This is a genomic window from Neorhizobium lilium (genome assembly GCF_004053875.1).
Classification (GTDB): Bacteria; Pseudomonadota; Alphaproteobacteria; order Rhizobiales; family Rhizobiaceae; genus Neorhizobium; species Neorhizobium lilii.
The window spans coordinates 365932-389525 of the sequence record NZ_SBIP01000002.1 but is presented as its reverse complement, the minus strand read 5'-3'; the positions used below and the strand labels follow the sequence as shown (position 1 = coordinate 389525).

Below are 23594 nucleotides of genomic sequence, written 5' to 3'. Positions count from 1 at the left end.
CATCTTCCGTACGTGCTTTGAGGGTGACCAATCCGAATTTGACCCAGACATCGAACCAGATCCTGTCCAACGGCGAGATGGCGCGCCTGTTAAAGGCCGTCGCAAGCGATCGCAGCATCGAGGCTTTCGAGGCCTTGTTCCGCTTCTATGCGCCGCGCGTTCGCAGCTTCATGGCGATGAAGACGGGTGACAGGCAAGTAGCGGAAGAACTTATGCAGGAAACCATGGTGTCGGTCTGGAACAAGGCCGAACAGTTCGATCCGGAGCGGGGGAATGTTTCTGCCTGGATCTTCACCATTGCGAGAAATATCCGGATCGACTTTTATCGCCGCCGCCGCCCTTCTTTCGATCCGCAGGACCCGGCCTTCGTCACTGATGACGTTCCGTCGGCCGATGTGGCGTTCGAGCAGGTGCAGGATGCAGCCCTGCTGCGACAGGCTATGGCAACGCTGCCGCCCGATCAACTTGACGTGCTGAAGCGGGCGTTTTTCGACGACGTCTCCCACTCGACCATTGCGAGTGAGCTCGGGCTTCCGCTGGGCACGGTGAAATCCCGCATCAGGCTCGCCTTCGAGAAGCTCCGCGCGGCGCTGGAGGGGCGTCGATGAAGATCAATCATCATCTGAGCGACGAGCTGTTGCTGGATTATGCGGCAGGCAATCTGACAGAGGGCTGGAGCCTCGTCATGGCGACGCATATGGCGCTGTGCCCGTCTTGCCGTCGCCGCCTTTCGGCAATGGAAGGAGCCGCAGGTGCGCTTCTCGAAAAGGTCGAGCCGCATGATGTTCCGGAGGATTCCTGGGCGAGAATGAAGCAGCGGCTTGAAGGCATTCGGATCGAAGAGGTCAAGCCGAAGCCCGCGGCTCCGCAGAAGGACGCGCTGGTGTTTCCGGAGCCATTAAGATCCTATGTCGGTGCGGACCTTGCCGATGTGAAGTGGCAGGCGCTCGGGCTCGGCGCCTATCATCTACGGATAGAGACTGCGGATCCGACCACCCAGGTGCGGCTCTTGCGCATCCCGGCGGGCAAACCCGTGCCTGAGCACACGCATGTTGGCAAAGAGCTTACGCTTGTTCTGTCGGGAAGCTTTTACGATGGCGACGAGCTCTTCGGACGGGGCGACGTTGAGGAGGCGGATGACAGCCTGCTCCATACGCCAAAGGCCTCACCCGGCGAAGACTGCGTCTGCCTGGCCGTGACCGAGGCGCCGCTCAAGTTCAGCAGCTGGATCGTCCGGCTCATCCAGCCGATCCTGAAGATCTAGGACCAATCGATGACCTATCTGATAGCTTATGTCGCGACGGCGATCGTTTTCCTTGGTCTTGACTGTCTGTGGCTGGGGCTTGTTGCCCGAGCCTGGTATCGCCAGTGGATGGGGCCGTTGATGCGCGATCGCCCGAATTTCAGTGCGGCGGGCCTGTTCTACCTGCTCTATCTGATTGGCCTGGTGTATTTTGCGGTTGCTCCGGCCTTGGCCGTAGGTGGCGGGTGGCCCACAGCCGCATTTGCCGGTGCGCTGTTCGGCCTTATCGCCTACGGGACCTATGACATGACCAACCTCGCTACGGTCAAAGGATGGTCAGTGACGATGAGCGCAGTAGACATGGCTTGGGGCGCCTTTATCTCCTCTGTGGCCGCGGTCTGCGGCTATGCTGCGGTCCAAATGATGGGAGCCGCTTGACCGGCCCCAAGGACGGCAAAATCTCGCTGAACAAATCAAACCGTCATGTGTCGGCGTGGGTCTGTCGTGTTCCTGTGGCTCCAGTTCTCCATCAGAGCGGAGAGCTCCGGATCCGGACTTTCCGGAAGCACTATCTTCAGCGTCACCAGCATGTCGCCACGCCCTCCATCGCGTCGTGCGACACCCTTGCCGCGCAGGCGTAAGACCGTGCCGGAATCGGAGTGAGGTTTCAGCGTCAGGTTCACGAAGCCGGTCAACGTGGGCACCTTCACTTTTCCGCCAAGCACTGCCTCCGCCACGGTAATCGGCAGCTCGATGCGGATGTCGTCTTCGTCCCGCTTGAAGAATGGATGAGGCTTCACCCGAACGTCAATCAAGGCGTCACCGGGAGCGCTGCCGCCCGAGCCCAGACTGCCCTTGCCGCGCAGGCGCAGCGTCTGGCCATCGCGTGTGCCGGCAGGAATCTTCACATCCAGGTTCTGCCCACCCGGCAGGGTAACGGTTCGTGTGGCGCCGTTGATGGCATCCAGAAACTCCACATCCATGGAGAAGTGCATGTCGCTTCCCTTGCCGGCAAACCCGTTGCCGCCGGTGCGGCGGTTCATGAAGCTTGCAAAGACGTCCTCGAAGCCGCCGATATCGGCAAAACCTTCCGTGCCGAATGGGCCGGCGCCAGGGCCATCAGCCGTGGCGCGGCTGCGATGGAAGCGTGGCGCCTGTTCGGCTCCGTTGATGTCGATCTCGCCGCGGTCGAACCGACCTCGCTTGTCCTCGTCTCCAAGGATTTCGTGGGCGGCGGTGATCTCCTTGAACAGAGCTTCAGCCTTTGCATTCCCCGGGTTAAGGTCGGGATGGTATTTCTTGGCAAGCTTGCGGAACGCAGCCTGCACATCCTTTTGGGTGGCGCTACGACTCACACCCAATATGTCATAGGGATCAGTCCTCATCTTTATCTCCAGACGCAGTGCGAATTCTCAGGCGGAAATGCTCGGGTCTCAGCCCTGCTTCCAGCGCCCGGATCGGCGACGGGAATGGGCCGTGCATCCGAGATTGTTGGCCCGCAGGCCCGGAGATGTGTTCATGGTCAGATCGTCTCGTGTCATTTCCATATCCTCTTCGAGCAACATGGCCGGCAAGCACAGGTCCTGGCTCACCCTGGCCGGTCCCCTCAGGCAACCGGCACCTCAGAGTTAAGAAGCAGACCGTCACGATTCAAGCAGGCGACGCTCATACGGAGGTTGCAGGAAAGTTATGCCTCCTCTTCTCATGCCGATCCTGATGCTGCGCGGGAAATGTAGTTCGGTACGTTTACGTACAGCAACATAGGTCTGGAGGTCGCGTTCTCTCTGCAACAATGGAGAATGTGTATGACAAGTTTCCGCCCGGAACGGATGAGCCATTTCAATGCTGTAGAGAAAGGTGTCGAAGCTCAGATCCCGGCGCTCCGTCGTTTTGCACGCCGGCTTGTCGGCAGCAGCGAGGATGTGGACGATCTCGTACAGGAAACCCTGACCCGCGCGCTGAATGCAGCACCGCAATTCCAGCCTGGAACAGCGTTGAAGTCCTGGCTCTTCACCATCATGCGCAACACCTTCTGCACGTCATACCGGGTTCGCCAGAGGGAACATGTGGGTATGGAAGACGGGATGATCGCAAAATTGTCCGTTGCTCCGCCGCAAGACTGGGCTGTTCGTCGCAACGAAATGCAATCCGCCCTCGAGCGCTTGCCGCCACGGGTACGCGAACCGCTCGTGTTGATCGCGATGGGAACAAGCTATGACGAGACGGCGCGGATCTGCAATTGCGAGGTGGGCACAGTGAAGAGCCGCGTCAACCGCGCGCGCAAGGCGCTTTCTGAAGAGCTGGGTGATATATCCATGCAGTAGCGCTTACGGCCGGAGGCGCTTCTTCAGGCCTGCTCTTCCCACAGCTTTGCCAGCTCGATTACGGTATCGACAGCCTTCTCCATATCCTGGCTGCTGACCCATTCCAGCGGCGAATGGAAGGCATGGCCGCCGGCGAAGATGTTGGGGCAGGGGAGCCCCATGAAAGATAGGCGGGAGCCGTCGGTGCCCCCGCGAATGCTGCCGCGCACCGGTGCCATTCCGGCGCGGCGCACGGCCTCCAACGCGTTTTCCACGACCTGCGGATGCTTGTCGAGAACGAGCTTCATGTTGCGGTACTGCTGCGAAACGGTGAATTTGTAGCGCGAGCCGGGATAGCTCTGAAGCACGTCGCGCAAAATCGCCTCCAAGGTTTCTTCCTTCGATACGAGCCCGGCTTCGGTGAAGTCCCTGATGATCAGGCTGATGCTGGCTTTTTCCATGGCCCCGGAAATTTCCGTGGGATGGATGAAACCCTGCTTGCCCTGCGTGGTTTCCGGCGCCATATGCTTCGGCAACCGGTCCACGATAGCGCCCGCTATGCGAATGGCATTTTCCATGCGACCGAACGCGAAACCCGGATGAATGGCTACCCCGGTTATGGAGATTTCGACCGAGTCCGCGGAGAAGGTCTCGTCTTCGACAGTCCCGGCGGTTTCGCCATCCAGCGTGTAGCCGAAATCGGCCCCCAGCTTCTTCAGGTCCACCTTTTCGACACCGCGGGCGATTTCCTCATCCGGCGTGAAGAGAATGCGGATGGCGCCGTGCTTGATGTCGGGATTGTTCATCAGGATCTCGGCAGCAGTGACTATCTCGGCAAGGCCGGCCTTGTCGTCGGCGCCCAGCAGCGTCGTACCGTCCGAGGTAATGATGTCGTTGCCGATCTGGTTCTTGAGTTCCGGGTGCTCGCTCGTGCGGATGATGCGCTGCGGGTTGCCCGGGAGGGCGATGTCGCCGCCCTGGTAATTCCTGATCACCTGCGGCTTCACATTGGTTCCGCTGAAATCCGGAGCCGTATCCATGTGGGCGCAGAGGCAGATCACCGGCACATTGTTCTTGCCGCTATTGGCGGGGATGGTCGCGTAGACATAGCCGTGCTCGTCCAGATGCGCGTCGGTAATGCCGATGGCCAGCAGTTCCTCGACCAGCAGTCGGCCGAGCGTAAGCTGCTTGGCTGTGGAGGGTTGTGTCGGGGAGCGGGCGTCCGACTGGGTGTCGATGACGACATAGCGCAGGAAGCGGTCGGTTACGGAATCGGTCATAGCAATCATCCAGAACGAAGCAAAGGCTGGACCTTAGCCTCGCTTGCCGAAAGGAGAAAGCGGAAACGGAGAGGTCCCGCACGAGGGCGGGACCTTGGTGTATGCCGGCAGCTGCATGCCTTACCTGAATACGCCCGGCAGCCACAGCGATAGCGCCGGGATGTAGGTGACGAGCAGCAGCACGGCGACGCTGGCGCCGAAGAAGGGCCAGATCGTCCGCATTGCTTCTCGTATGGAAATCCCACCAACGGCGCAACTCACGAAAAGCACGGTTCCGACCGGCGGCGTGTTGAGACCGATGCCGGCGTTCAGGATCATGATGACGCCGAAATGGACCGGGTCGATTCCGAAAGCCTTGACGACCGGCAACAGGATGGGCGTCGCGATGATGACCATGGGCGCCATGTCCATGAAGGTGCCGAGAACCAGCAGGATGACGTTGATCATCAGCAGCACGACGATCGGATTGTCCGAGAGCGCGCTGATGGCCGCGATGATCAGGGTCTGAACCTGCAGGAATGCCATCAGCCAGCCGAAGGACGCAGCGGTGCCGATGACGAGAAGAACCATGGCAGTGGTGCGTACCGCGCCCATGACGGCTTCGATGAAGCCTTCCCAGTTCAGTTCGCGGTAGACGAGCATGGCAACCAGCAGCGCGTAGAGAACGGCAATGCAGGAGCTTTCCGTGGCTGTGAACACACCGGAGCGGACGCCGCCGAAGATGATGGCGATCAGCAGGATGCCCGGCAGCGAGGCTAGAAAGTAATATCCAACGCGGGCAAATCCCGGGAAGGGATCGGCCGGATAGCCGCGCTTGACTGCAACCCACCAGGCCGTGACCATCAGCGCTGCAGCCAGAAGCAGGCCTGGTATGATGCCGGCGGTGAAGAGATCGGCGACCGAGACATTGCCGCCGGCTGCGATGGAGTAAAGGATCATATTGTGCGAGGGCGGGATCATCAAGGCAATGATAGCGGCGTTGGCCGTCACGTTGACCGCGTAGTCCCTGTCATAACCGCGCGCCGCCATTTGCGGGATCATCAGGCCACCGACGGCGGAAGCATCGGCCACAGCTGAGCCGGAAATTCCGCCGAAGAGTGTCGAGGCAACGACGTTTACCTGGCCAAGGCCACCGCGCATATGGCCGACCAGGCCGGCTGCAAATCGAATGAGGCGGGTGGCGATGCCGCCGCGTACCATAAGGTCGCCGGCGAAGATGAAGAACGGGATTGCCATCATCGCGAACACGTTCATGCCCGAGTTCATCTGCTGGAAGACCACAATCGGCGGAAGGCCCATGTAGAGGACCGTGGCCAGGGATGCGATGCCGAGGCAGAATGCGATCGGCATGCCGATCAGCATCAGGAGGGTGAAGACGCCGAAGAGGATCGTATAGGCCATTACGCAGCCTCCTGCACGAGGACATCGGCAGCGATTTCCTCGCCCACAGCGACATCAATGAAGCGTTCTAGGGCGAACACGGAGATCATTACACCGCCAGCGATCATCGGGAAGAAATCGACGCCGCCCGGCCAGCCGAGGACGGGAATGGTGGCTGACCATGTGCCGGTCGACAGAAGAACTGAGTAATATGTCATGCCGATGCCAAACAGGATGATGAGGCCGAGGCTGATCAGATCCATCGCTTTCTGGATGGCAGGCGGCATCATGTAGCGGACCACATCCAGTCCCAGATGGACACTCTCGCGCACGCCAACTGCGGCCCCGAGCATGATGAACCACGACATCAAGTGAAGGGAGAGCGGCTCCGACCAACTAGGCGAGTCGTTCAATATATAGCGGCCAAAGACCTGCCAACCGACGATCAGCGTCATGACGACGAGACCAATGCCGGCGATATAGAGTAGTAGGCGGCTTATGCCGGCCGTGATGGGCCGGATGATCCGCATGAAATTCAACATGTCCCTGTCCTCCAAGACCCAGCAATTTCCCCAATGCCGGAAATGAAAAGCCGGTCCTCATGTTTGGGGACCGGCTTCTGTCTTCTGATTTATTTGACGGCCTGGATCTGCTCCAGAAGAGCCTTCTGCTTGGCGTCCGTGACGAACTTGTCATAGACGGGCTTCATGGCTGCCGAGAATTCCTCTTTGTTGACACTGATCACATTGACGCCGCTCGCCCGAACCTTGGCTTCGGCAGACTTCTCGCGTGCGACCCAGAGTTCACGCATTTTCACCACCGAATCCTTGGCGGCCTGGCGAATGACCTTCTGGTCGTCAGGTGTCAGCTTGTCCCAGGAGATCTTGGACATGACCAGAATTTCCGGATTGAGCGAGTGTTCGGTGAGCGTGTAGTTCTTGGCAATTTCGTAGTGGCGGGCGGACTCGTAGGACGGCCAATTGTTTTCCGCGCCATCGACCACGCCCGTTTCGAGCGAAGAATACACCTCGCCCATTGGCATCGGCGTTGGGTTCGCACCGAACGCCTGCATCATGGCGATCCAGAGATCCGACTGCTGGACGCGGATCTTCATGCCCTTGAGGTCGGCGAGCTTCTGGATCGGCTTCTTGGTCGTATAGAAGGAGCGGGCGCCTGAATCGTAGTAGGCGAGGCCGATCAGGCCGTGCGGTTCGAAGGCTGCCAGGATCTCGTCACCGATCGGGCCATCGACGACCTTGTGCATGTGGTCGGTCGAGCGGAACAGGAAAGGCAGGCCGAGAACGGTGGTCTGAGGCACGAGGTTGTTGAACGGTGCCGCGTTCACACGGTTCAGGTCGATGACGCCGAAGCGCGTCTGTTCGATCGTGTCCTTCTCGCCGCCCAGCATCGAATTGTTCATGACCTGGATCTTGATGCGGCCCTTGGTGCGCTGGGAGACCAGGTCGCCCATGTATTTGACCGCTTCGACCGTCGGATAGCCATCCGGATGGATGTCGGCGGATCGCAAGGTTATTTCCTGAGCATGCAGGGCAGTCGCGCCAAGAGCGATGCCAAAGGCCAGTCCAAGCGTCTTTGCGAAATTCATGTTTTCCTCCTCTTTCGGTTGACGGAGCCTCCACGCTCCGGTCGGCAGTCTTTCAGTCGGCAGACCCTCTCCAGACGGGCAGGCCGTAAAGTTCTTCCGGGTTGTTCACGAGGGCCAGACGCAGGGCATCTTCATCCGGCAGCCAGCCGAGAACGGTGTCGATCAGGGCTGCGTCATCGGGATAATCCGCCTGTTCGCGTGCCAGGTTGTGCGGCCAGTTCGTGCCCCAGACGATCCGCTGTGGCGCATATTTTGCGAGTTCGCGGGCCACGGCGGCGGTGTCGGCATAATCCGGTCCGCCCGATTTCGACGATTCGTAGACGCCCGCGAACTTGAACCAGCATTTGCCGCCGTCGATGAGGCGCTTGACGGCCGCGATCTGCGGGCTGTCTGGCGTGACGCCGGAGAAGAACTTACCGTGATGGTCGAAAACCCAGCGGGATTTCAGGTTCTTCAGGCGCTCCTCGTGATCCAGAATATTGCTGCCGTCGAACTGGATGGCCAGCATCCAGCCAAGCGCCGCAGCCTTTGCGTCCACGGCCTCCAGTTCGCCGAGGTTCACGGCGCCGCCCGGCAGGTCCATGATGCGGGCGCCAACATTGCCAGACTGGGACAGTTGCTCGAGTTCTGCATCATCGGTCGTGCTGTCGATGACGCAGACGCCGCGTGCCACATCGCCCATGGCGGCGAGGCAGGCATTCAGGTTGGCGTTGTCACGCTGGTGGGCATTGCCCTGGGTAATGATGACCCGGTCGATGCCGAGCCAGCGCATGACCTGACGATACTGGTCGGGATCGGGAAGGGTGCCGACCGGGAGAGAGGGGCCGCCGGGAAGCGCCGGATAGCCCGGCAGGTACATGTGCATCTGCGTATCGACCGCACCCTGCGGCAGCTTCGTCTTCGGAGGGTTACCGGACAGCGCGCGGGTCAGCATCAGGCGTCTCCCATTTTGAATTCTTTGAGCGCATCGCGGTTGATTTCGATCCCGAGGCCAGGGCCATCGGGGATCTGCACCACGCCGCGCTCGTGCTCTATGGGCTTTTTGATCACCGCTTGGCGGAACGGGTTGTCGGTCCGGTCGAATTCCAGGATGGGCTCGATCGGGTTGACTCGCACCGGGCTCGGGATCATCGCCGCCATGAACTGCAGGGCCGCGGCGATATGAACTGCGGTTCCCCAGACATGGGGCACGACGCGGATGCCGTGCAATCCCGCGAGATCGGCTACGCGCTTGGCCTCGGTAAAGCCGCCGACGCCGGCAAGATCTGGCTGGAGGATGTCGACGGCTCTTGTCTCGATTGGCTCTCGCATGCCCCAGCGGCTATGCCAGGTCTCGCCGCCCGCAACCGGGATTGGCTGCCTGGCGCGGACTTCGCGATAAGCTCCAAGCTGTTCCGGCACGACCGGCTCCTCGAACCAATCGATATCGTATTGGGCAGCGGCATTGCCGAGCCGGATCGCTTCCACCGCATCATAGCCGTGGTTGGCGTCGATCATCAGCCGCATATCGGAGCCAGCGGCCTCGCGCACGGCGCGGATCACCCGAAGATCCTCTTCCACGCCGAAGCCGATCTTGATCTTGGTGGCATGGAAGCCTTCGGTCCGATAACGCGCGACATCGGTCGCATTGTCTTCGACCCGATCGACGCCATCGCGCTTGAAGCCGCCGGTCGCATAGGCCTTGACGCTTTCGCGGAAACGACCGCCGAGCAGGATCGACACCGGCACCCCGAAATGCTTGCCCTTGATGTCCCAGAGGGCGATGTCGATGCCGGACAGTGCCGTTAGCGTCAGGCCACGTTGCCCCTGGTCGCGAAGAGCGTTGTAGAGCTTCGCCCAGATCTTTTCTGTTTCCAGCGGGTTCTCGCCGATCAGCCAGTTGGTATAGGCGGCGACCACGGCAGCGTTGGGCCGAGCGGGCCCAAGGCACTCCCCCCAGCCAACCGTTCCATCGTCGCACTCGATCTCCACGAGCACATGCGCGCGGCGATCGAAGCGCATAGAAGCGCTTTCGAAGGCGACGTCGAGCCTGTGCTCAAGGAGCTGGGTGCGGACGGAAGCAATCTTCATGGTTTTACCGCTTGTAGCTGCCGATGAGCTTCAGGAGCATCTGTTCCTCTTCCGCAGTCAGATCGTCGAGCGGCGGACGGACCTTGCCGGCGTCGAAGCCCTGGAGACGAACGCCCGCCTTGATGGCGGCAACGGCGTAGCCCTTGCGGCGGCTGCGCAGCGCCATGAACGGGTAGAAGAAGTCCTTCAGGATCTCTTCGCAGCGTGTCCGGTTGCCGGCGCGCAGCGCCTTGTAGAATTCGACCGCCAGTTCGGGCACGAAGTTGAAGACGGCGGAGGAATAAGTGGTGAAGCCGGCGCCGAGATAGGCTTCGGCAAAGAGCTCAGCCGTCGGCATTCCACCGAGATACATCAGCCGGTCGCCCATGGTGGCGGTGACCTGGCGCACGAGCCCGATATCGCCGGTGCCATCCTTGAAGCCGATCAGATTGGGGCATTCGTCGCAGAGGCGCTTCAGCGTATCGACATGCAGGATGGAGTTGTCGCGGTTGTAGACCATGACGCCGATGCTGACCGACTGGCAGATGCGCTTGACGTGCTGGAAGAGGCCTTCCTGGGGTGCATCGATGAGATAGTGTGGCAGAAGAAGAATACCGTCAGCACCTGCCTTCTCGACAGCCTTGGCCATTTGGACGCCGACATGGGTGCCGAAACCGCATCCCGAAACGATAGCCGTTTTGCCGGAGGCTTCCTTGGCCGCCTTTACGATGCCAGGAACCTCATCCGGGGACAGAGAGAAAAACTCGCCGGTGCCGCCGGCCGCGAAAAGAACGGGCGCATCGAAACCCGAGAGCCATTCGATATGGCGCTGATAGCTTTCCGGCTGAAACTGGCCTTCCTGGTCGAAATGGGTCACGGGGAAGGACAGAAGGCCGGTGCCGAGCACCGCCTTGATCTCGTCAGGCGTCATCATGTGGATTCCTCTGTAACTTGTCTCCTCCAGACAGAATTGTCGTACAGATCGCCCCGATGATAGTCAATAACTTATATTATGAATTTCGAACCTCGCGCAGAAGGCTGCGGTAGCGCAGCTGGGCACCGCGCAGATGTCGGCGCATGGCCTGTCGCGCGCCTTCTTCGTCGCCTTCGGAGATGGCGACCACGATGGCATTGTGCTCCTCGTCGAGCAGCTTGATATAGGCTGCCTGATCGCTTTCGGAATCGTCTGGCCTCAGGGCGGCGCGCGGGATGACATTCTTGCCGATCATGGTAAGAAATTCCCGGAAGCGCGGATTGTTGGTCGCTTCGGCAATGGCGATGTGAAGCGCAAAATCGGCCTCGCTGCTGGGCTGCTCGGCTTCCAGACAGGCGCGCAACCCATAATGCCTGTCGAAGATCATCTCCTCCTGGGCAGGGGAGCGTCGAAGGGCTGCAAGCCCTGCCGCCTCGACCTCCACCGCCGTTCGCAGCTCAAGAAGCTCGATGGTGGAGGAGACTCTCGCGACATCGATATTGTTGAGCGAAAGTATGCCAAGCCGTTGGTTTGCCTGAGGCTCCAGAACAAAGACGCCCGCGCCCTGGCGTGCTTCAACCAGCCTATCGGCCCGCAACGCTGCGATGGCTTCCCGTACCACCGTGCGGCTGACGCCATGGGCTTCCGTCAATTGCGCCTCGCTCGGCAGCCTAGCCCCGGGCGTATATTGTCCCGAAGCAATCGCCTGACGCAGCGTGTCGCTCAGCTGGGAGACGAGGGTGCCCGCTCCTTTCACGCCGTCAAGCTTCGCCTCTGCGCTCATTTTGTGTTTCCTCTCGGCGTTGCTGTTGGAGCGTGCATGGGCGGCTGCGCCCGTTCCCTTGGCATGATCACGGGAACATGTATGACAAGCGCGGAGCAGTTTCGTCAACAGGTTTCGGCCTCATCGCCGTGCGTCCAGCCCAGTTGCGGTTGAAACCTTCGATGCTTCTCCCTACCATCAGGCTTCAGAAAATATGGGAATACCGTGCAGAGCAGAATCAGGATCTTCTTGCTGTTGGGCATCGCTTTTGTGTACCCGGCGGCTGCGAATGCCCAGTGGAGATATGCGGAACAGGTGAAGACCTATTCCATCTCCGGCACTTCCGGCATCGAGCTTTATTCCTCTATCGGCGAGAACGGGCCGAAGGTTGGGCAGCATGTCAGGGCAGTCGCCCACACCGATTTCAAGCTGACCTGGTCGCGCAACTATGTGCCGCAGGTGGATGGGGGCTGCAGCCTTGTTTCGGCGCGGCCAAACATCACTATCACCTATGTGCTTCCCAAGCCGGTGACGGCGCTTGCTCCCGAGTTGCAGAAGAAGTGGAACGTCTTCCTTGAGGGCGTTCGTAAGCACGAGCGCGTTCATGCCGAGCAGATCAAGGCGATGGTGGCAGAGATAGAGAAGGTGAGCGTGGGCCTGACGGTTCCGGCCGATCCGAACTGCAGCAAAATCCGCACAGAACTCACGTCAAAGCTCGGCGAGATTTCACGCTCGCGAGTGAAAAGCAGCCAGGATTTCGACAAGATAGAGCTCAGCGAAGGCGGCAATGTTCACCAGCTCATCCTCAATCTGGTAAACCCGCGCTGATCCGGTCGCCGTGATTACGTGGCCGGCTGCGTCATGGCGTCATCGAGAACATCCTCGGGAATATCGTCGAAAGACGAGTAGTTGAGGTTGTAGAGCTTGGAATAAAGCTTTTCGTTCTTCATCAGCTCGCGGTGATTGCCGCTTTCGATCAGTTCGCCGTTCTGCAGCACGATGATGCGGTCCGCCTCCCGGATAGTCGCGAGTCGATGAGCGATGACGAGCCCGGTGCGCCCTTCGAGCAGCTTCACCAGGGCTTTCTGGATCAGCATTTCCGTATAGCTGTCGATATTGGCGGTCGCCTCGTCTAGAACAAGGATCTTCGCGTCGGCAACCAAGGCGCGCGCAAAGCTGATCAACTGTCGTTGGCCGAGCGAAAGATTGCCGCCGCGCTGGCCGAGCACGCTGTCGTATCCGTCCGGCATCCGCATGATGAAATCATGTGCGCCGACCGTTTTGGCCGCCTGCACAACATCGTCGCGGGTGGCATCAGTCTTTTGATACCGGATGTTCTCGATCACGGTGCCGGTGAACAGGAAGGGCTCCTGCAAGACCATGGCGATCTGCCGTCCGAGCGAGTCCTGGCTGAGGCTCCGAACGTCGTGTCCGCCCACCAGAACCTGCCCCTGCTGGACGTCGTAGAAGCGGTGGATAAGCGACATGCAGCTCGATTTGCCGGATCCCGTCGGGCCGACCAGCGCAACCGTCTCTCCCGGGTTCACCTTGAAGCTCACATGTTTCAGCACCGGGTGCTTCGGATTGTAGCCGAAGACGACGTCGCGAAACTCGACCGAACCGTCCATGTCGGAAGAGAGCACCTTGGCGTCCGGCGCATCCTTGATGTCGATCGGAACGTCCAGCACTTCCGTCAGCCTCTGGCCGGACGCCATGGCGCGCTGCATGACCGAATACTGCAGGGTGAGCGAGCGGATAGGGTCGAAGAAGCGCTGGATGTAGAAGAGGAAGGCCACCATGACGCCGACGTCGAGCGCCTGGTTGAGCACCCGCGCACCGCCGACGACGATGACCAGCGCCATGGCAAGCCCGGTGAGCGAGTCCACGATCGGCACCATGACCTGCGCATATTTGGCGGCCGTCAGATGCGTCCTCAGATTGGCGCGCACCTTGTCGTCGAACAGCATGAAGTTCACCGCTTGCCGGTCCATGCCCTGGACGGCGCGCACGCCGTGGATGGCTTCCGCCAAAGCTCCGTTGGCAATCGAGTTGGTCTCGTGCGCGGCCATGAAGGACTTGCGGGCGCGCGGCAGCCAGAACAGCCTCACCACGAAAAGCACCGGAAGCGCCGACAGCGTCAGCAGACCGAGCTTGAAGTCCAGGCTGAGCATCACGACGATGATGCCGAACAGGAGGGTGATGTCGCCGACCGACAGGACGGAGGTTTCAAGAAATTCCTGCATGGAATTGACGTCGCCCTGGAGGCGCGACATGAGCCGGCCCACTTCCGTCTTGTCCATCCAGGACAGGGACACCCGCTGCAAATGGCCGAACATGGCCCTGCGGATATCGAAGAGCACGTCTTCCGCGACACCTCCCACTAACATTTCCTGCAGATAGCTTGCCCCGAAATTGATGAGGATCGCCACGAGGAAAGCAAGGATCGTCCAAGGGAGCGTACTGGGATCTGCGCCCGGGCGCATGCCGTGATCGATTGCGTAGCGGATGATCAGCGGGATCGCCAGCTGCATGGCAGTGAAGGCCAGAACGGCTGCGACCGCCCAGTAGATCTTGGTGCGGTAGGGCGCGACGAAGGCCCATATGCGCCTGATGATATTGGTGTCGAAGACCTTGCCGAAGATCTCCTCTTCGATCCGGTGGGAGCCGACGACCGCGCGAGGGGGCCGCCCTTCCTCGCCCCTGGCATCGTCGCGTTCCGCGTCGAGTTGTTCTGCCATGTCCGTTCTCCTCAAGCGCTCAGGGCGTCGTCGCCGGGACGAAGCTGGAGGTCGTACAGCGCCCTATAGCGGCCACCGAGCGCCAACAGCTCAGCATGGGTGCCGCTTTCGACGATCCGGCCATCCTCCATGAAGAGGATTCGGTCGGCGTGCATGAGCGAGCTCAGCCTGTGTGCGACAATGATGGTGACGCGGCTGGCAGCATATCTGCGCATGGCGATCCTCATCCGCTGTTCGGTGCCCGCGTCGATCGCCGCTGTGGAATCGTCGAAGACCATGACGGCGGGCCGAAGCATCAGGGCGCGGGCGATCGACAGGCGCTGGCGCTGCCCGCCGGACAGTGAGACGCCGCGCTCGCCCACGACCGTGCCGTAGCCGGAAGGCAATCCGAGGACGTAGTTGTGCAACTGGGCACTTTCGCTGGCGCGTTCGATATGGGCATCCTTGGCCCAGGGGTCGCCATAGGCGATATTGTTCTCGATGGTGGTGGTGAACAGGAAGCTGTCCTGCTGCACCACGGCGACCGAGCGGCGCAGCGACTGCAAGGTAACGCGGCGAATGTCCTGACCGTCGATGGTGATGCTGCCGCCGGTGACGTCGTAGAAGCGCGGGATCAGGTGGGCGAGTGTGGACTTGCCGCTGCCGGGCGGGCCGACGATGCCGATCGTTTCGCCGCGTCTCGCCTCGAAGGACACGCCGGACAGGACATCCTGTTGTGCCGCAGCCGGGTAGGCGAAGCGGACGTTCTCGAACCGCAGCGTGCCGTCGGCCACTTTCAGGTCGGGAGCGTTCGCCTCGTCCTTGATGGCGATGTCGAGATCGAGCAATTCGAACAACCGCGCACCGCAGGTGGAGGCACGGGCAAAGGCGTTGACCATCAGGCCGAGCTGGCGGACCGGCATCTGCAGGATCGTCATGAATGTCAGGAAGGAGGTGAGGGTGCCGACGGTCATTTCGCCCGCCATCACCTTGGTTCCGCCGACCCATAACACCAGGCCCATGGCGACGAAGAAGGAGAAGGTCATGGCGCTGGTATTGGCGACGCGGATGCCGACACGCTGATGAGCGAGTTCTACGGCGCTTTGCGACGCCTTGTCGAACTTTGCCATTTCATGGTCCTGCGCCGCGAAGGCGCGCACGACGCGGATGCCGCCGAGACTCTCCTCCATAACGCGGGTCAGCACCGAAAGCCGTTCCTGCAACTCCAGCCATGTTGCCCGCAGTCGCAATTGCGTTACCGAGGAGCGCCATCCGACGAAAGGAACGAAGCTCAGGGCCAGGAGCCCAAGCACGATGTCGGTCGATAGAAGCAGATAGGCGCCCATGCCGATCAGCACGAAAAGCAGCACCATGCGCACTAGCGCGGTCGAGAAATACATGCGCACGCCTTCCAGATCGAGGAGGCCGACGGTGATGAGATCGCCCGAGTGCATGCTGTCATGGAAGCTGAAGGACAGGCGCTGAATCTTTTCGTAACAGGCAAGCCTCAGCCGGTAACCAAGGTGGTGGCCAACTGCCTCGCTGAAATAGTTCTGGACCAGTGTGAAGAGCCCGCGCACGACGCTGGCGCCAAGCAAAAGCAGGGCCGTCGTCAGCAGGGTATCCTGCGCCGCCTGGCCTGCGGCGCCGCCGCTTAGCACGATCTGGGTACTGTCGACCGCATGGCCGAGCAGCCGCGGGATCGTCAGCTGGAAGGCAGAGGCCACCAGCGTCGCACCAATCGCCAGGCTTGCCTGCCAAGGATGGCGGAAGGCCATGACGGTGATACGTGTGAGGATGGAAAGGCCTTTGCCCCAGCCCGCTGCCTTGACCAGAGCCAAGGAAGCCGCAGGCTTGGCGGCGCGCATGGATGCGTCACTGCTCACGATCTTGTCCCGATAGAATCAGATGGATGGCCAGAAGATAGCCTCAAAGACGGCCATTCTGAGATCACCATTTCGGCCGCGTCCAGTAAAGATTGGTGATGAGGGCTTCAGCGGAATTGATGGATGCCAAATCGTGGCGTGTCTGTGGGCGAAGAGGGTTGGGGCTTTTCTCCAGGACATGATTGCCCTCATATGCGCCTTCATCATTTCAAGGCGAGCTTCATGACGTCCGGTCTTCATCACATCACCGCAATCACCGCCAAGATCCAGGCCAATGTCGATTTCTATGTGGGCTTTCTCGGCCTGCGGCTCGTCAAACGAACAGCAGGCTTCGAGGATGCGCGACAGCTGCACCTTTTCTACGGCGATGGCGCCGCAAGTCCAGGTTCGCTCGTCACCTTCCTTGCCTGGGAAGACGGATCGCATGGCCGTGTCGGGCATGGGGCGGCAAGCGAGATCAGCTTTGCTGTCGCGCCCGCTGCCATCGGCTTCTGGCTGACAAGGGCGCTTCAGTTCAACGTGAAGCTTACCGGTCCCGCGCTGGAATTCGGCGAGCCGGTTCTACGGCTGACCGATCCGGACGGCATCATCGTCAAACTGGTGGGCGTGGAAGAAACCGCGCCTTGGGTCTGGTGGAGCGAGGGCGGGATTGCCGAAGCGGATGCGATCCGGCGGTTGCGCGGCGCGACTGTTCTTTCGGAAAAGCCGGAGGAGACGGCTTGGTTCTTGACCCAGCATATGGGCCTTGGCATCGGGCCAAAGGAAGGCAATATCCAGCGCCTGCTCTCGCAAGCGGGCGACGTGGTGGATGTGCGCAATGCGAGCGGTTTCTGGACCGCAGCGCCGGGCGCAGGTGCTATCGATCATATCGCCCTGCGCGCCGCTGACCGGGCGGCGGTGGAGGCCGCTCATGCCAAACTTGAGGCGGATCAGGTCGGCGAGATGAATATGCATGACCGCCACTATTTCTACTCTCTCTATGTCCGCGAACCGGGCGGCACGCTGATCGAGCTTGCCAGCGACGGACCCGGCTTTGCCTTGGATGAGCCGGTGGAGACGCTCGGCACGGAGCTGTTCATACCAGCGCATTTCAAGGAGGATCATGACGATCTGCGCGTCGTGCTGCCTCAATTCGGGTTGCCGGGCGAGGAGCGGATCGTTTATCGCGACCTGCCGTTCGTTCACCGGGTAAATATGCCGAAGGAATGGGATGGTTCGACGCTCATTGTTCTGCATGGCACGGGCGGCAACGAGACCACCATGCTGCCGTTCGGCCGCAAGGTTGCACCAAACGCCATGTTGATCGGTGTTCGCGGCCGGTCCAATGACGAGGGCTACCCGCGCTACTTCCGGCGGTTCAGCCAGACGTCCTTCGACCAGAATGAGATCGTTTCCGAAGCGGAGGCTTTCGTTGCTTTCGTTGAGGATATCGGACCGGCCTATGGTGCCGATCCGGGCAAGACGTGCTTTGTCGGCTATTCCAACGGCGGCAATATGATTGCAGCGGTCATGCAGCTTCATCCAGGCGTGGTTCATAAGGCAGTGCTTCTTCGCTCCATGAATTGTCTTGAGGAGAAGACGCAGGCCGATCTTTCGGATGCGAAGGTCTTATCGCTGAGCGCGACTGACGATTTTTACGGTCCGCTGGCCGCGCACGTGGAAGACCGGCTGCGCGCCGCGGGAGCAGACGTGACCGCACGGAAGCTCGATGCAAATCACGGGCTGGGGGCTGAGGACGAGGCGATTGTTCGCAACTGGCTGATAGAAACAACCGGCTAAGCAGCCGGGCATTATCTCGCATCTGTGACAAGGCGCGGCACGGCCGCGATCAGCGCCCTGGCGGCTGGGGATTGCGGCCGGTCGATGATCTGGCTTGCCGCTCCCGTCTCCACGATTCTGCCTGCATCCATGACGGCGATCCGGTGCGAAACGGCGCGCAGCACGGCGAGGTCGTGCGAGATGAACAGGTAGCTGATGCCGCGCTCCTGTTGCAGTTCGACCAGAAGTTCCAGGATCGTCTCGCGGATGGAAACGTCGAGCGCCGAGACGGCTTCGTCGAGCACGATGAGAGAAGGCCGCGTAGCAATGGCGCGGGCAATGGCGACCCGCTGCCGCTGCCCGCCCGAAATCTCGCGGATGGAGCGATCGGCGAAACCCGTCGGCAATCCGACGCGGTCGAGAAGTGTCGCTACGTCCTGTTTCCGATCCCTTGCGCGTTTGCCGGAATGGATGCGCAAGGGATCGTCCAGCACCGACCCCACCGTCGCACGCGGGTTGAAGGCGGCGAGCACATCCTGGAACACCATCTGCATCCGGGCGCGCCTGCGGCGCAGGGAGGCGCCGGACAAGGTCAACCAGTCTTCACCCTCGAAATGCACCTTGCCTGTATCGGCCGGGACGAGCCGCAGAAGGACCCGTGCGAGGGTTGATTTGCCGCTGCCGGAGACACCCGCCAGCCCCAGAGTTTCGCCTTTGCCGAGCGTGAACGACACGTCATCCAGCGCGGTTGTCTGACGAGAACCGGAGAGGTAGCGCTTGGTGAGGTTCTCGACCGAGAGCAACATCAGGCGCTCGTATCGCGTAGAAGGGAAGGACTGGAGAGGCTGCGGTGGCTGGCGATCAGTGTGCGGGTGTAGCTGCTTTCCGGCTCGGCCAAAACCTTGGCGGCTGCGCCGGTTTCCACCAGTTTGCCCTGTTTCAGGATGGCCAGCCGGTCGGCTAGGCCTGAGGCAAGTGCTATGTCATGGGTGACGAAAATGAGGGTCATGCCGGCATCTCGCACCAATTCGTTCAGCAGGGCCACAAGCTGCGCCTGCACGACCATGTCGAGTGCGCTGGTGATTTCGTCCGCGACGAGAATTGAAGGCTGGGCGGCAAGGGCAGCCGCAATCGCAATGCGTTGCCGCTGGCCCCCGGAGAACTGGTGCGGATAGGCTTTGAGCGCCTTCTCAGGATCGGGGAGCTGAACCCTTTCCAGCAGATCGCGGGCATGTCGCAAGGCGTCATGCCAGGACAGGCGGAGATGCCGCCTGGCGCCTTCCGCCACCTGCTCGCCAACGGTCAGGACTGGATTGAGGCTGGCGGAAGGGTCCTGGAAGACGAAGCCCAGGTCACGGCCGGGCAGGGGCGTGGATCTCGCTGGCCATAGGATCTCGCCGGTGTGCTTGGAATTTTCCGGCAGAAGGCTTGCAATCGCTCGCGCCAGCGTCGTCTTGCCGGAGCCGCTTTCGCCGATGATGGCCAGTCTTCCCCCTGCCTGAATGTCCAGCGCTGCGAAATCGAGCGCCGGGTTAGCCTGCCCGTGATAGGTGACGCGAAGACTGCGGATGCTGCAGAGGAGGGTCATGAGCCTGGCCTTCCCCGGCCGATCGCTTTGGTCACGCCCTCGCCGAGAAGATAGATGCCGATCACCGTTGTCAGCAGGGCGAGGCCGGGGAAGATGGATAGCCATGTCGCGGAGCGCAGCACGTTGCGGCCCTCGGACATCATCGAGCCCCAGGTGACGACATTGGGGTCGCTCAAGCCCAGGAAGGACAAAGCCGATTCTGTCAGGATGGCGGCCGCAACGATGATGGCGGACAGCGACAGCACCGGCGGAAGCGCATTGGGCAGAATTTCCTTGAAGACGATCTCCGCTGGGCCGGCGCCGATCACCCGCGCGGCGGCGACATACTCACGCTCTCGTATGGACAGGACCTGCGCCCGCATCAGACGCGCCGGCCCGGCCCAGGCTCCAAGGGCGATGGCTATGACGATCACATGGGCTGAGGAGCCGGCGACACTGACGAAGGCGAGCGCCAGCAGGAAGCCGGGGACGATCTGGAAGGCATCGACCAGCCGCATCAACGCTTCATCCACGATGCCACCGGAAAAGCCGGCGGCAAGGCCTATGCAGACGCCGAAGGCCATGGCGGCAGCGGCGGCGGCAAGTCCGACCGAAAGCGAGGTGCGAGTGCCATGAACGACACCAGCCAGCAGGTCACGCCCAAGGCTATCGGTGCCGAGCGGCAGGCTCCCTTGCGTGAACGGCGGAGTCAAAGGCGGCCCTGCGATATTCAGCGGGTCTCCGGGACAAAGAACCGATGCGAAGACCGCGATCAGGATGAGGAGCGAGAGGATTGCCGCGCCGATCGCGCCTTCTCCTGTGCCGATTGTTTGCCGCAAGAGCGTCATGCGCCTTCCTCCGCCGCACCGACCCTTGGGTCCAGCAAGGCATAGACCAGATCGAGCAGCAGATTGACCAGAACGACCAGCAAGGCGCTTGTCAGGATGATGCCGATCAGCAGCGGTGTGTCGCGCCCGGTAACCGCCTCCTGTGCAAGCCTCCCGAACCCGGGAATGGCGAATATGCTTTCTATCACGACGCTGCCCCCCAGCATGGCGGCGGACTGAAGTCCCAGCATTGTCACGAGCGGTAGGAGCGCATTGCGGGCCACATGGCGCAGCACGATCCGGCTGCGCGACAGACCCTTGGCGCGGGCAAAGGCGACGAAGTCGAGCTTCCAGACTTCCGCCATGGCTGACCGCATCACCCGCAGGAAGAGCGCCATGTAGATCACGCCAAGCGCGCCCACCGGCAGTATGAGGTGGAGGGCGATATCGGCGGCGCGCGCAAAACCGCTTTTGCCCGAAGCGATGGTCTCGATGCCGGAACTCGGCAGCCAGCGCAACTGCACCGCAAAGACGATGCTCAACACCAGGCCCAGCCAGAAGCTCGGGATCGCGTAAAGAATCAACGAAAGGGCGGAAACTACTTTGTCTGTTGTGCTTTCCGGCCTGGCACCTGCGACGATGCCAAGGCTTGTGCCGAGGCCGAAGGCAAGCGCCGTCGCACTTCCCATCAAAAGAAGCGTATTTGGAAGCCGTTCAAGGATGAGGTCGGCCACGGGCCGGCCAAAAGCGACGGACCAGCCGAGATCCAGCCGCGCGAGCGAGGACAGGTAGAGCCATAGCCGGGCGATCTCGGATTGGTCGAGGCCGTAGCTCTGCCGCAGGCTTTGCGCAATCGCCGCGTCGCCGCCGCCCATGGATAGAAGATAGGCGTCCACCGCATCTCCCGACGCGGATTGGAGCAGCAGAAAGGTCAGGACGACGACGATCAGCAGCACGGGAATGCTTCCGATCAGGCGGCGCCGGATCAAGCGGAGCGCACGGGCCACGTCAGGAACCAACTTGCAGTTGGTGCTTCAGGCCGAGCGTTCTCATGACCGCAGGGCGGTATCTGCCCAGTTGGACACTGCCCAACGCGGATTATCGGCGACGTTGAGGACCGTATTGCGGGCCACGGTGATGAAGCCCCATTCTGCGACGTTGATGAGCGGCAGGTCCGCTGTGACGATCTTCTGGAATTGCCGGTAGATCTCCGTCCTCGCTTCTGCGTCGATGGTCTCACTGGCCTTGGCGACAAGGGCGTCCAGCGCCTTGTTCTCGTAGCCGCCCTGGTTGGAGAAGGGCACACCAGCTGGAATCCCGGACTGGACCAGAATGGTGGTAGAGATGGCGGGGTCGCCCCGGAAGACCGGAGGACCGACCGCCAGATCAAAGTCGTGATCGGTATAGACGGCCTTCTGATGGGCAGCCGCGTCGGCATTCACCAGGGTTGCATCGATACCGATAGCCGCAAGTGCCTGACGCAGATAATAGCCGAATTGCTTGGTCTCATTGAAGTAGGGCGCGGGGCGCAGCTTCAGCGAGAACCTGACGCCATTGCTGCCTTTCGCGTAACCGGCCTCGTCCAGAAGCGCGTTCGCTTTAGCCGTATCGAAAGGATAAGTCGTGACGTCGGGATCGTAGAACTCCGAGGCGCTCTTCGGTACGGGGCCGGTCGAGGCCGTGGCATGCCCGAGGAAAATTGTATCAATCACGAATTTCTTGTTGATGGCATGGGCGATAGCCTGCCGGACCTTCAGATCGGCAAGTTCCTTGCGGCGGTGGTTGATTTCCACCACGAGCTGATAGGTGAGGGCCTCGTAACCCTTGGAGATGACCTCGATGCCCGGTACTTTCGAGATGCGGTCGAGGTCGCTCAGCGGCACGGCGGAGAAGGCCGCCAGATGTATCTCCTCTGCTTCGAGCGCCGACGCGGCGCCGGCGCGGTCGGGAAGGACCCGGAAGATGATCTCGTCGAGCTTCGGTTCTCCCTTGCCCCAGTAGTCCTCGTTCCTGGTCAGGCGGTAAAATTCTCCGGGCTTGTATTCCGCAAAGCGGAAAGGGCCGGTGCCTATCAGCTTGGTGTTGGCAGGGTTGCTGGCAATGTCCGTCCCATCGAAAACATGCTTGGGGATGACGCTGCTGACGACGGGAAGCGCGTTGCGGATCAATTGCAGGGGGGTCGGCCTGGAGAACCGGAAGACGGCGGTGTTCGCATCGGGAGTGTCGACCGCTTCCAGATTGGCGAAGACGATGCGGCCGAGGTTCTGCAACGGCTTCCAGACGTTCATGGCCGAATAGGCGACGTCGGCGGAGGTGAACGCCCGTCCGTCATGCCATTTGACGCCCTCGCGCAGCTTGAAGGTCACCGAGAGACCGTCCTCTGAGCCTTCCCACGATGTGGCAAGCCTTCGCGCAAGGCCGCCTTCGCCGTTGAAGGCCGCTTCGGCGAGCGGTTCGATCACCTTGCTCGCAATGAAGAAGACGCCGTTCGACGCGACGATGGCCGGGTTGAGGTTCTTGGGCTCCGAATCGGCTGCGACGATGAGGCGTCCGCCGCTCGCCTTCTCCTTCGCCCGCGGCAATGCTGGCATGGCTACCATAGCCAACAGTGCGCTTCCGGACTGCAACAGCCTGCGGCGCGATAGCAAATTCATTCTCATTAGTTTCCGGCCCTTTGTTCCAACAGCATATTGGCAGCGAAAGGCGTTGCCGGAAAGGCAGGATTTTCTTCAGGACGCCGAGTTTTCACCGTAATTATTTGGCGAAAGCCAAAGTGGTGACTCCGATCAGAGATCAATACGGTCGGACTTAAGGCCCGACCGTTCGATCAGAACTGTTTGCTGCCGGCGCTTTTTCCGTCGGAACTCTTTGAGCGCTCCTCGACGCGGTCCGCGCCTTTGGCGAGGTCGGAACCCTTGGCTGCTTCGACCTTCGTTTCTTCCTTCGCAGCGCTCTGTTGCAGTCCCCGAGCCGATTCACGGCCTTTTTCGGTGGGTGCCTGTTCGATGCCCATGTCGATCTCCTCCCGTGCCCGAGATGGCACAGCGGAATAACACGTATCTGCGATCCTGGTTCCTCCGTGGGGGCGACCGATCATGTGGGCTTCACTGCGACGATCAACAATGCCAAGCGACCGGCGCATGTAGTGGAAGTCCGGTTCACGTCCCACCGCTGGGGCGGCTCACTGGCTCAGGCAAGGCTTGACGCCGTGTTGATAAATGAACAAACCAAGCCAGCAGCTT

Annotated in this window: 23 protein-coding genes; 6 read left to right on the top strand and 17 right to left on the bottom strand. The window is 61.1% G+C overall.

The window, feature by feature from the left end:
• Nucleotides 1-77: 77 nt before the first annotated feature.
• From EPK99_RS08055 to EPK99_RS08045, 3 genes are read left to right on the top strand one after another with little or no spacing between them, the layout of a single operon-like run.
• Complete coding sequence (locus EPK99_RS08055) at nt 78-608, top strand: sigma-70 family RNA polymerase sigma factor (RefSeq protein WP_164901762.1); 531 nt, start codon at nt 78-80, stop codon at nt 606-608.
• Nucleotides 605-1264, top strand: coding sequence for a ChrR family anti-sigma-E factor (locus EPK99_RS08050; protein WP_128442530.1), 660 nt, complete (start codon nt 605-607; stop codon nt 1262-1264). Before EPK99_RS08055 ends, EPK99_RS08050 begins: the two co-directional genes overlap by 4 nt.
• Before the next feature lie 9 nt (nt 1265-1273).
• Nucleotides 1274-1681 carry a DUF2177 family protein gene (locus EPK99_RS08045; protein WP_128442529.1) on the top strand — a complete coding sequence of 136 codons (408 nt, stop codon included), beginning with the start codon at nt 1274-1276 and terminating at the stop codon, nt 1679-1681.
• A 35-nt stretch (nt 1682-1716) separates the two neighbouring features.
• Here EPK99_RS08045 and EPK99_RS08040 read toward each other — a convergent pair whose 3' ends face one another.
• Complete coding sequence (locus EPK99_RS08040) at nt 1717-2628, bottom strand: DnaJ C-terminal domain-containing protein (RefSeq protein ID WP_128442528.1); 912 nt, start codon at nt 2626-2628, stop codon at nt 1717-1719.
• Nucleotides 2629-3048: 420 nt separating this feature from the next.
• Between EPK99_RS08040 and EPK99_RS08035 the strand changes: the two genes are divergently transcribed.
• Nucleotides 3049-3567, top strand: a complete 519-nt coding sequence (locus tag EPK99_RS08035; RefSeq protein WP_245582363.1) for a sigma-70 family RNA polymerase sigma factor — start codon at nt 3049-3051, stop codon at nt 3565-3567.
• Nucleotides 3568-3590: 23 nt separating this feature from the next.
• Here the strand turns inward: EPK99_RS08035 and pepT are convergent, their stop codons facing one another.
• The 8 genes from pepT to EPK99_RS07995 all read right to left on the bottom strand — a co-directional run bounded on the left by pepT (nt 3591) and on the right by EPK99_RS07995 (nt 11618).
• Entirely contained in the window at nt 3591-4826 is a 1236-nt protein-coding gene (gene pepT, locus EPK99_RS08030) for a peptidase T (protein WP_128442526.1), read from the bottom strand.
• A 120-nt stretch (nt 4827-4946) separates the two neighbouring features.
• A complete protein-coding gene (locus tag EPK99_RS08025) occupies nt 4947-6227 on the bottom strand; it encodes a TRAP transporter large permease (RefSeq protein WP_128442525.1) in 1281 nt (426 codons plus the stop codon).
• Nucleotides 6227-6748, bottom strand: a complete 522-nt coding sequence (locus EPK99_RS08020) for a TRAP transporter small permease (RefSeq protein ID WP_128442524.1) — start codon at nt 6746-6748, stop codon at nt 6227-6229. The genes EPK99_RS08025 and EPK99_RS08020 overlap by 1 nt, the downstream gene beginning before the upstream one ends.
• 89 nt (nt 6749-6837) lie before the next feature.
• Nucleotides 6838-7812 (bottom strand): TRAP transporter substrate-binding protein, encoded by a 975-nt coding sequence (locus EPK99_RS08015; protein WP_128442523.1) that lies wholly within the window; start codon nt 7810-7812, stop codon nt 6838-6840.
• A gap of 52 nt (nt 7813-7864) precedes the next feature.
• Entirely contained in the window at nt 7865-8746 is an 882-nt protein-coding gene (locus EPK99_RS08010) for an amidohydrolase family protein (protein WP_128442522.1), read from the bottom strand.
• Nucleotides 8746-9882 (bottom strand): mandelate racemase/muconate lactonizing enzyme family protein, encoded by a 1137-nt coding sequence (locus tag EPK99_RS08005; RefSeq protein WP_128442521.1) that lies wholly within the window; start codon nt 9880-9882, stop codon nt 8746-8748. The genes EPK99_RS08010 and EPK99_RS08005 overlap by 1 nt, the downstream gene beginning before the upstream one ends.
• A 4-nt stretch (nt 9883-9886) precedes the next feature.
• A complete protein-coding gene (gene kdgD, locus EPK99_RS08000) occupies nt 9887-10792 on the bottom strand; it encodes a 5-dehydro-4-deoxyglucarate dehydratase (RefSeq protein ID WP_128443363.1) in 906 nt (301 codons plus the stop codon).
• Nucleotides 10793-10871: 79 nt separating this feature from the next.
• Nucleotides 10872-11618 (bottom strand): FadR/GntR family transcriptional regulator, encoded by a 747-nt coding sequence (locus tag EPK99_RS07995; protein WP_128442520.1) that lies wholly within the window; start codon nt 11616-11618, stop codon nt 10872-10874.
• Nucleotides 11619-11852: 234 nt separating this feature from the next.
• Here EPK99_RS07995 and EPK99_RS07990 point away from each other — a divergent pair, with 234 nt between their 5' ends.
• Nucleotides 11853-12425, top strand: coding sequence for a DUF922 domain-containing Zn-dependent protease (locus EPK99_RS07990; RefSeq protein WP_245582362.1), 573 nt, complete (start codon nt 11853-11855; stop codon nt 12423-12425).
• Between the two features lie 14 nt (nt 12426-12439).
• Here EPK99_RS07990 and EPK99_RS07985 read toward each other — a convergent pair whose 3' ends face one another.
• On the bottom strand, nt 12440-14335 hold the full coding sequence (locus EPK99_RS07985) for an ABC transporter ATP-binding protein (protein WP_128442519.1): 1896 nt from the start codon (nt 14333-14335) through the stop codon (nt 12440-12442).
• Nucleotides 14336-14346: 11 nt separating this feature from the next.
• Complete coding sequence (locus EPK99_RS07980) at nt 14347-16182, bottom strand: ABC transporter ATP-binding protein (RefSeq protein WP_425374190.1); 1836 nt, start codon at nt 16180-16182, stop codon at nt 14347-14349.
• 240 nt (nt 16183-16422) lie between these two features.
• Here EPK99_RS07980 and EPK99_RS07975 point away from each other — a divergent pair, with 240 nt between their 5' ends.
• Nucleotides 16423-17979 (top strand): VOC family protein, encoded by a 1557-nt coding sequence (locus EPK99_RS07975; protein WP_128442518.1) that lies wholly within the window; start codon nt 16423-16425, stop codon nt 17977-17979.
• Nucleotides 17980-17990: 11 nt separating this feature from the next.
• Here EPK99_RS07975 and EPK99_RS07970 read toward each other — a convergent pair whose 3' ends face one another.
• The 6 genes from EPK99_RS07970 to EPK99_RS07945 form a co-directional block, all read right to left on the bottom strand.
• Entirely contained in the window at nt 17991-18764 is a 774-nt protein-coding gene (locus EPK99_RS07970; protein ID WP_128442517.1) for an ABC transporter ATP-binding protein, read from the bottom strand.
• Nucleotides 18764-19546, bottom strand: a complete 783-nt coding sequence (locus EPK99_RS07965; protein WP_128442516.1) for an ATP-binding cassette domain-containing protein — start codon at nt 19544-19546, stop codon at nt 18764-18766. The genes EPK99_RS07970 and EPK99_RS07965 overlap by 1 nt, the downstream gene beginning before the upstream one ends.
• Nucleotides 19543-20373, bottom strand: a complete 831-nt coding sequence (locus EPK99_RS07960) for an ABC transporter permease (RefSeq protein WP_128442515.1) — start codon at nt 20371-20373, stop codon at nt 19543-19545. The genes EPK99_RS07965 and EPK99_RS07960 overlap by 4 nt, the downstream gene beginning before the upstream one ends.
• Entirely contained in the window at nt 20370-21359 is a 990-nt protein-coding gene (locus EPK99_RS07955) for an ABC transporter permease (RefSeq protein ID WP_128442514.1), read from the bottom strand. The genes EPK99_RS07960 and EPK99_RS07955 overlap by 4 nt, the downstream gene beginning before the upstream one ends.
• Before the next feature lie 42 nt (nt 21360-21401).
• Nucleotides 21402-23012 carry an ABC transporter substrate-binding protein gene (locus EPK99_RS07950; protein ID WP_128442513.1) on the bottom strand — a complete coding sequence of 537 codons (1611 nt, stop codon included), beginning with the start codon at nt 23010-23012 and terminating at the stop codon, nt 21402-21404.
• Between the two features lie 167 nt (nt 23013-23179).
• Complete coding sequence (locus EPK99_RS07945) at nt 23180-23365, bottom strand: hypothetical protein (protein WP_128442512.1); 186 nt, start codon at nt 23363-23365, stop codon at nt 23180-23182.
• Nucleotides 23366-23594: the final 229 nt, after the last annotated feature.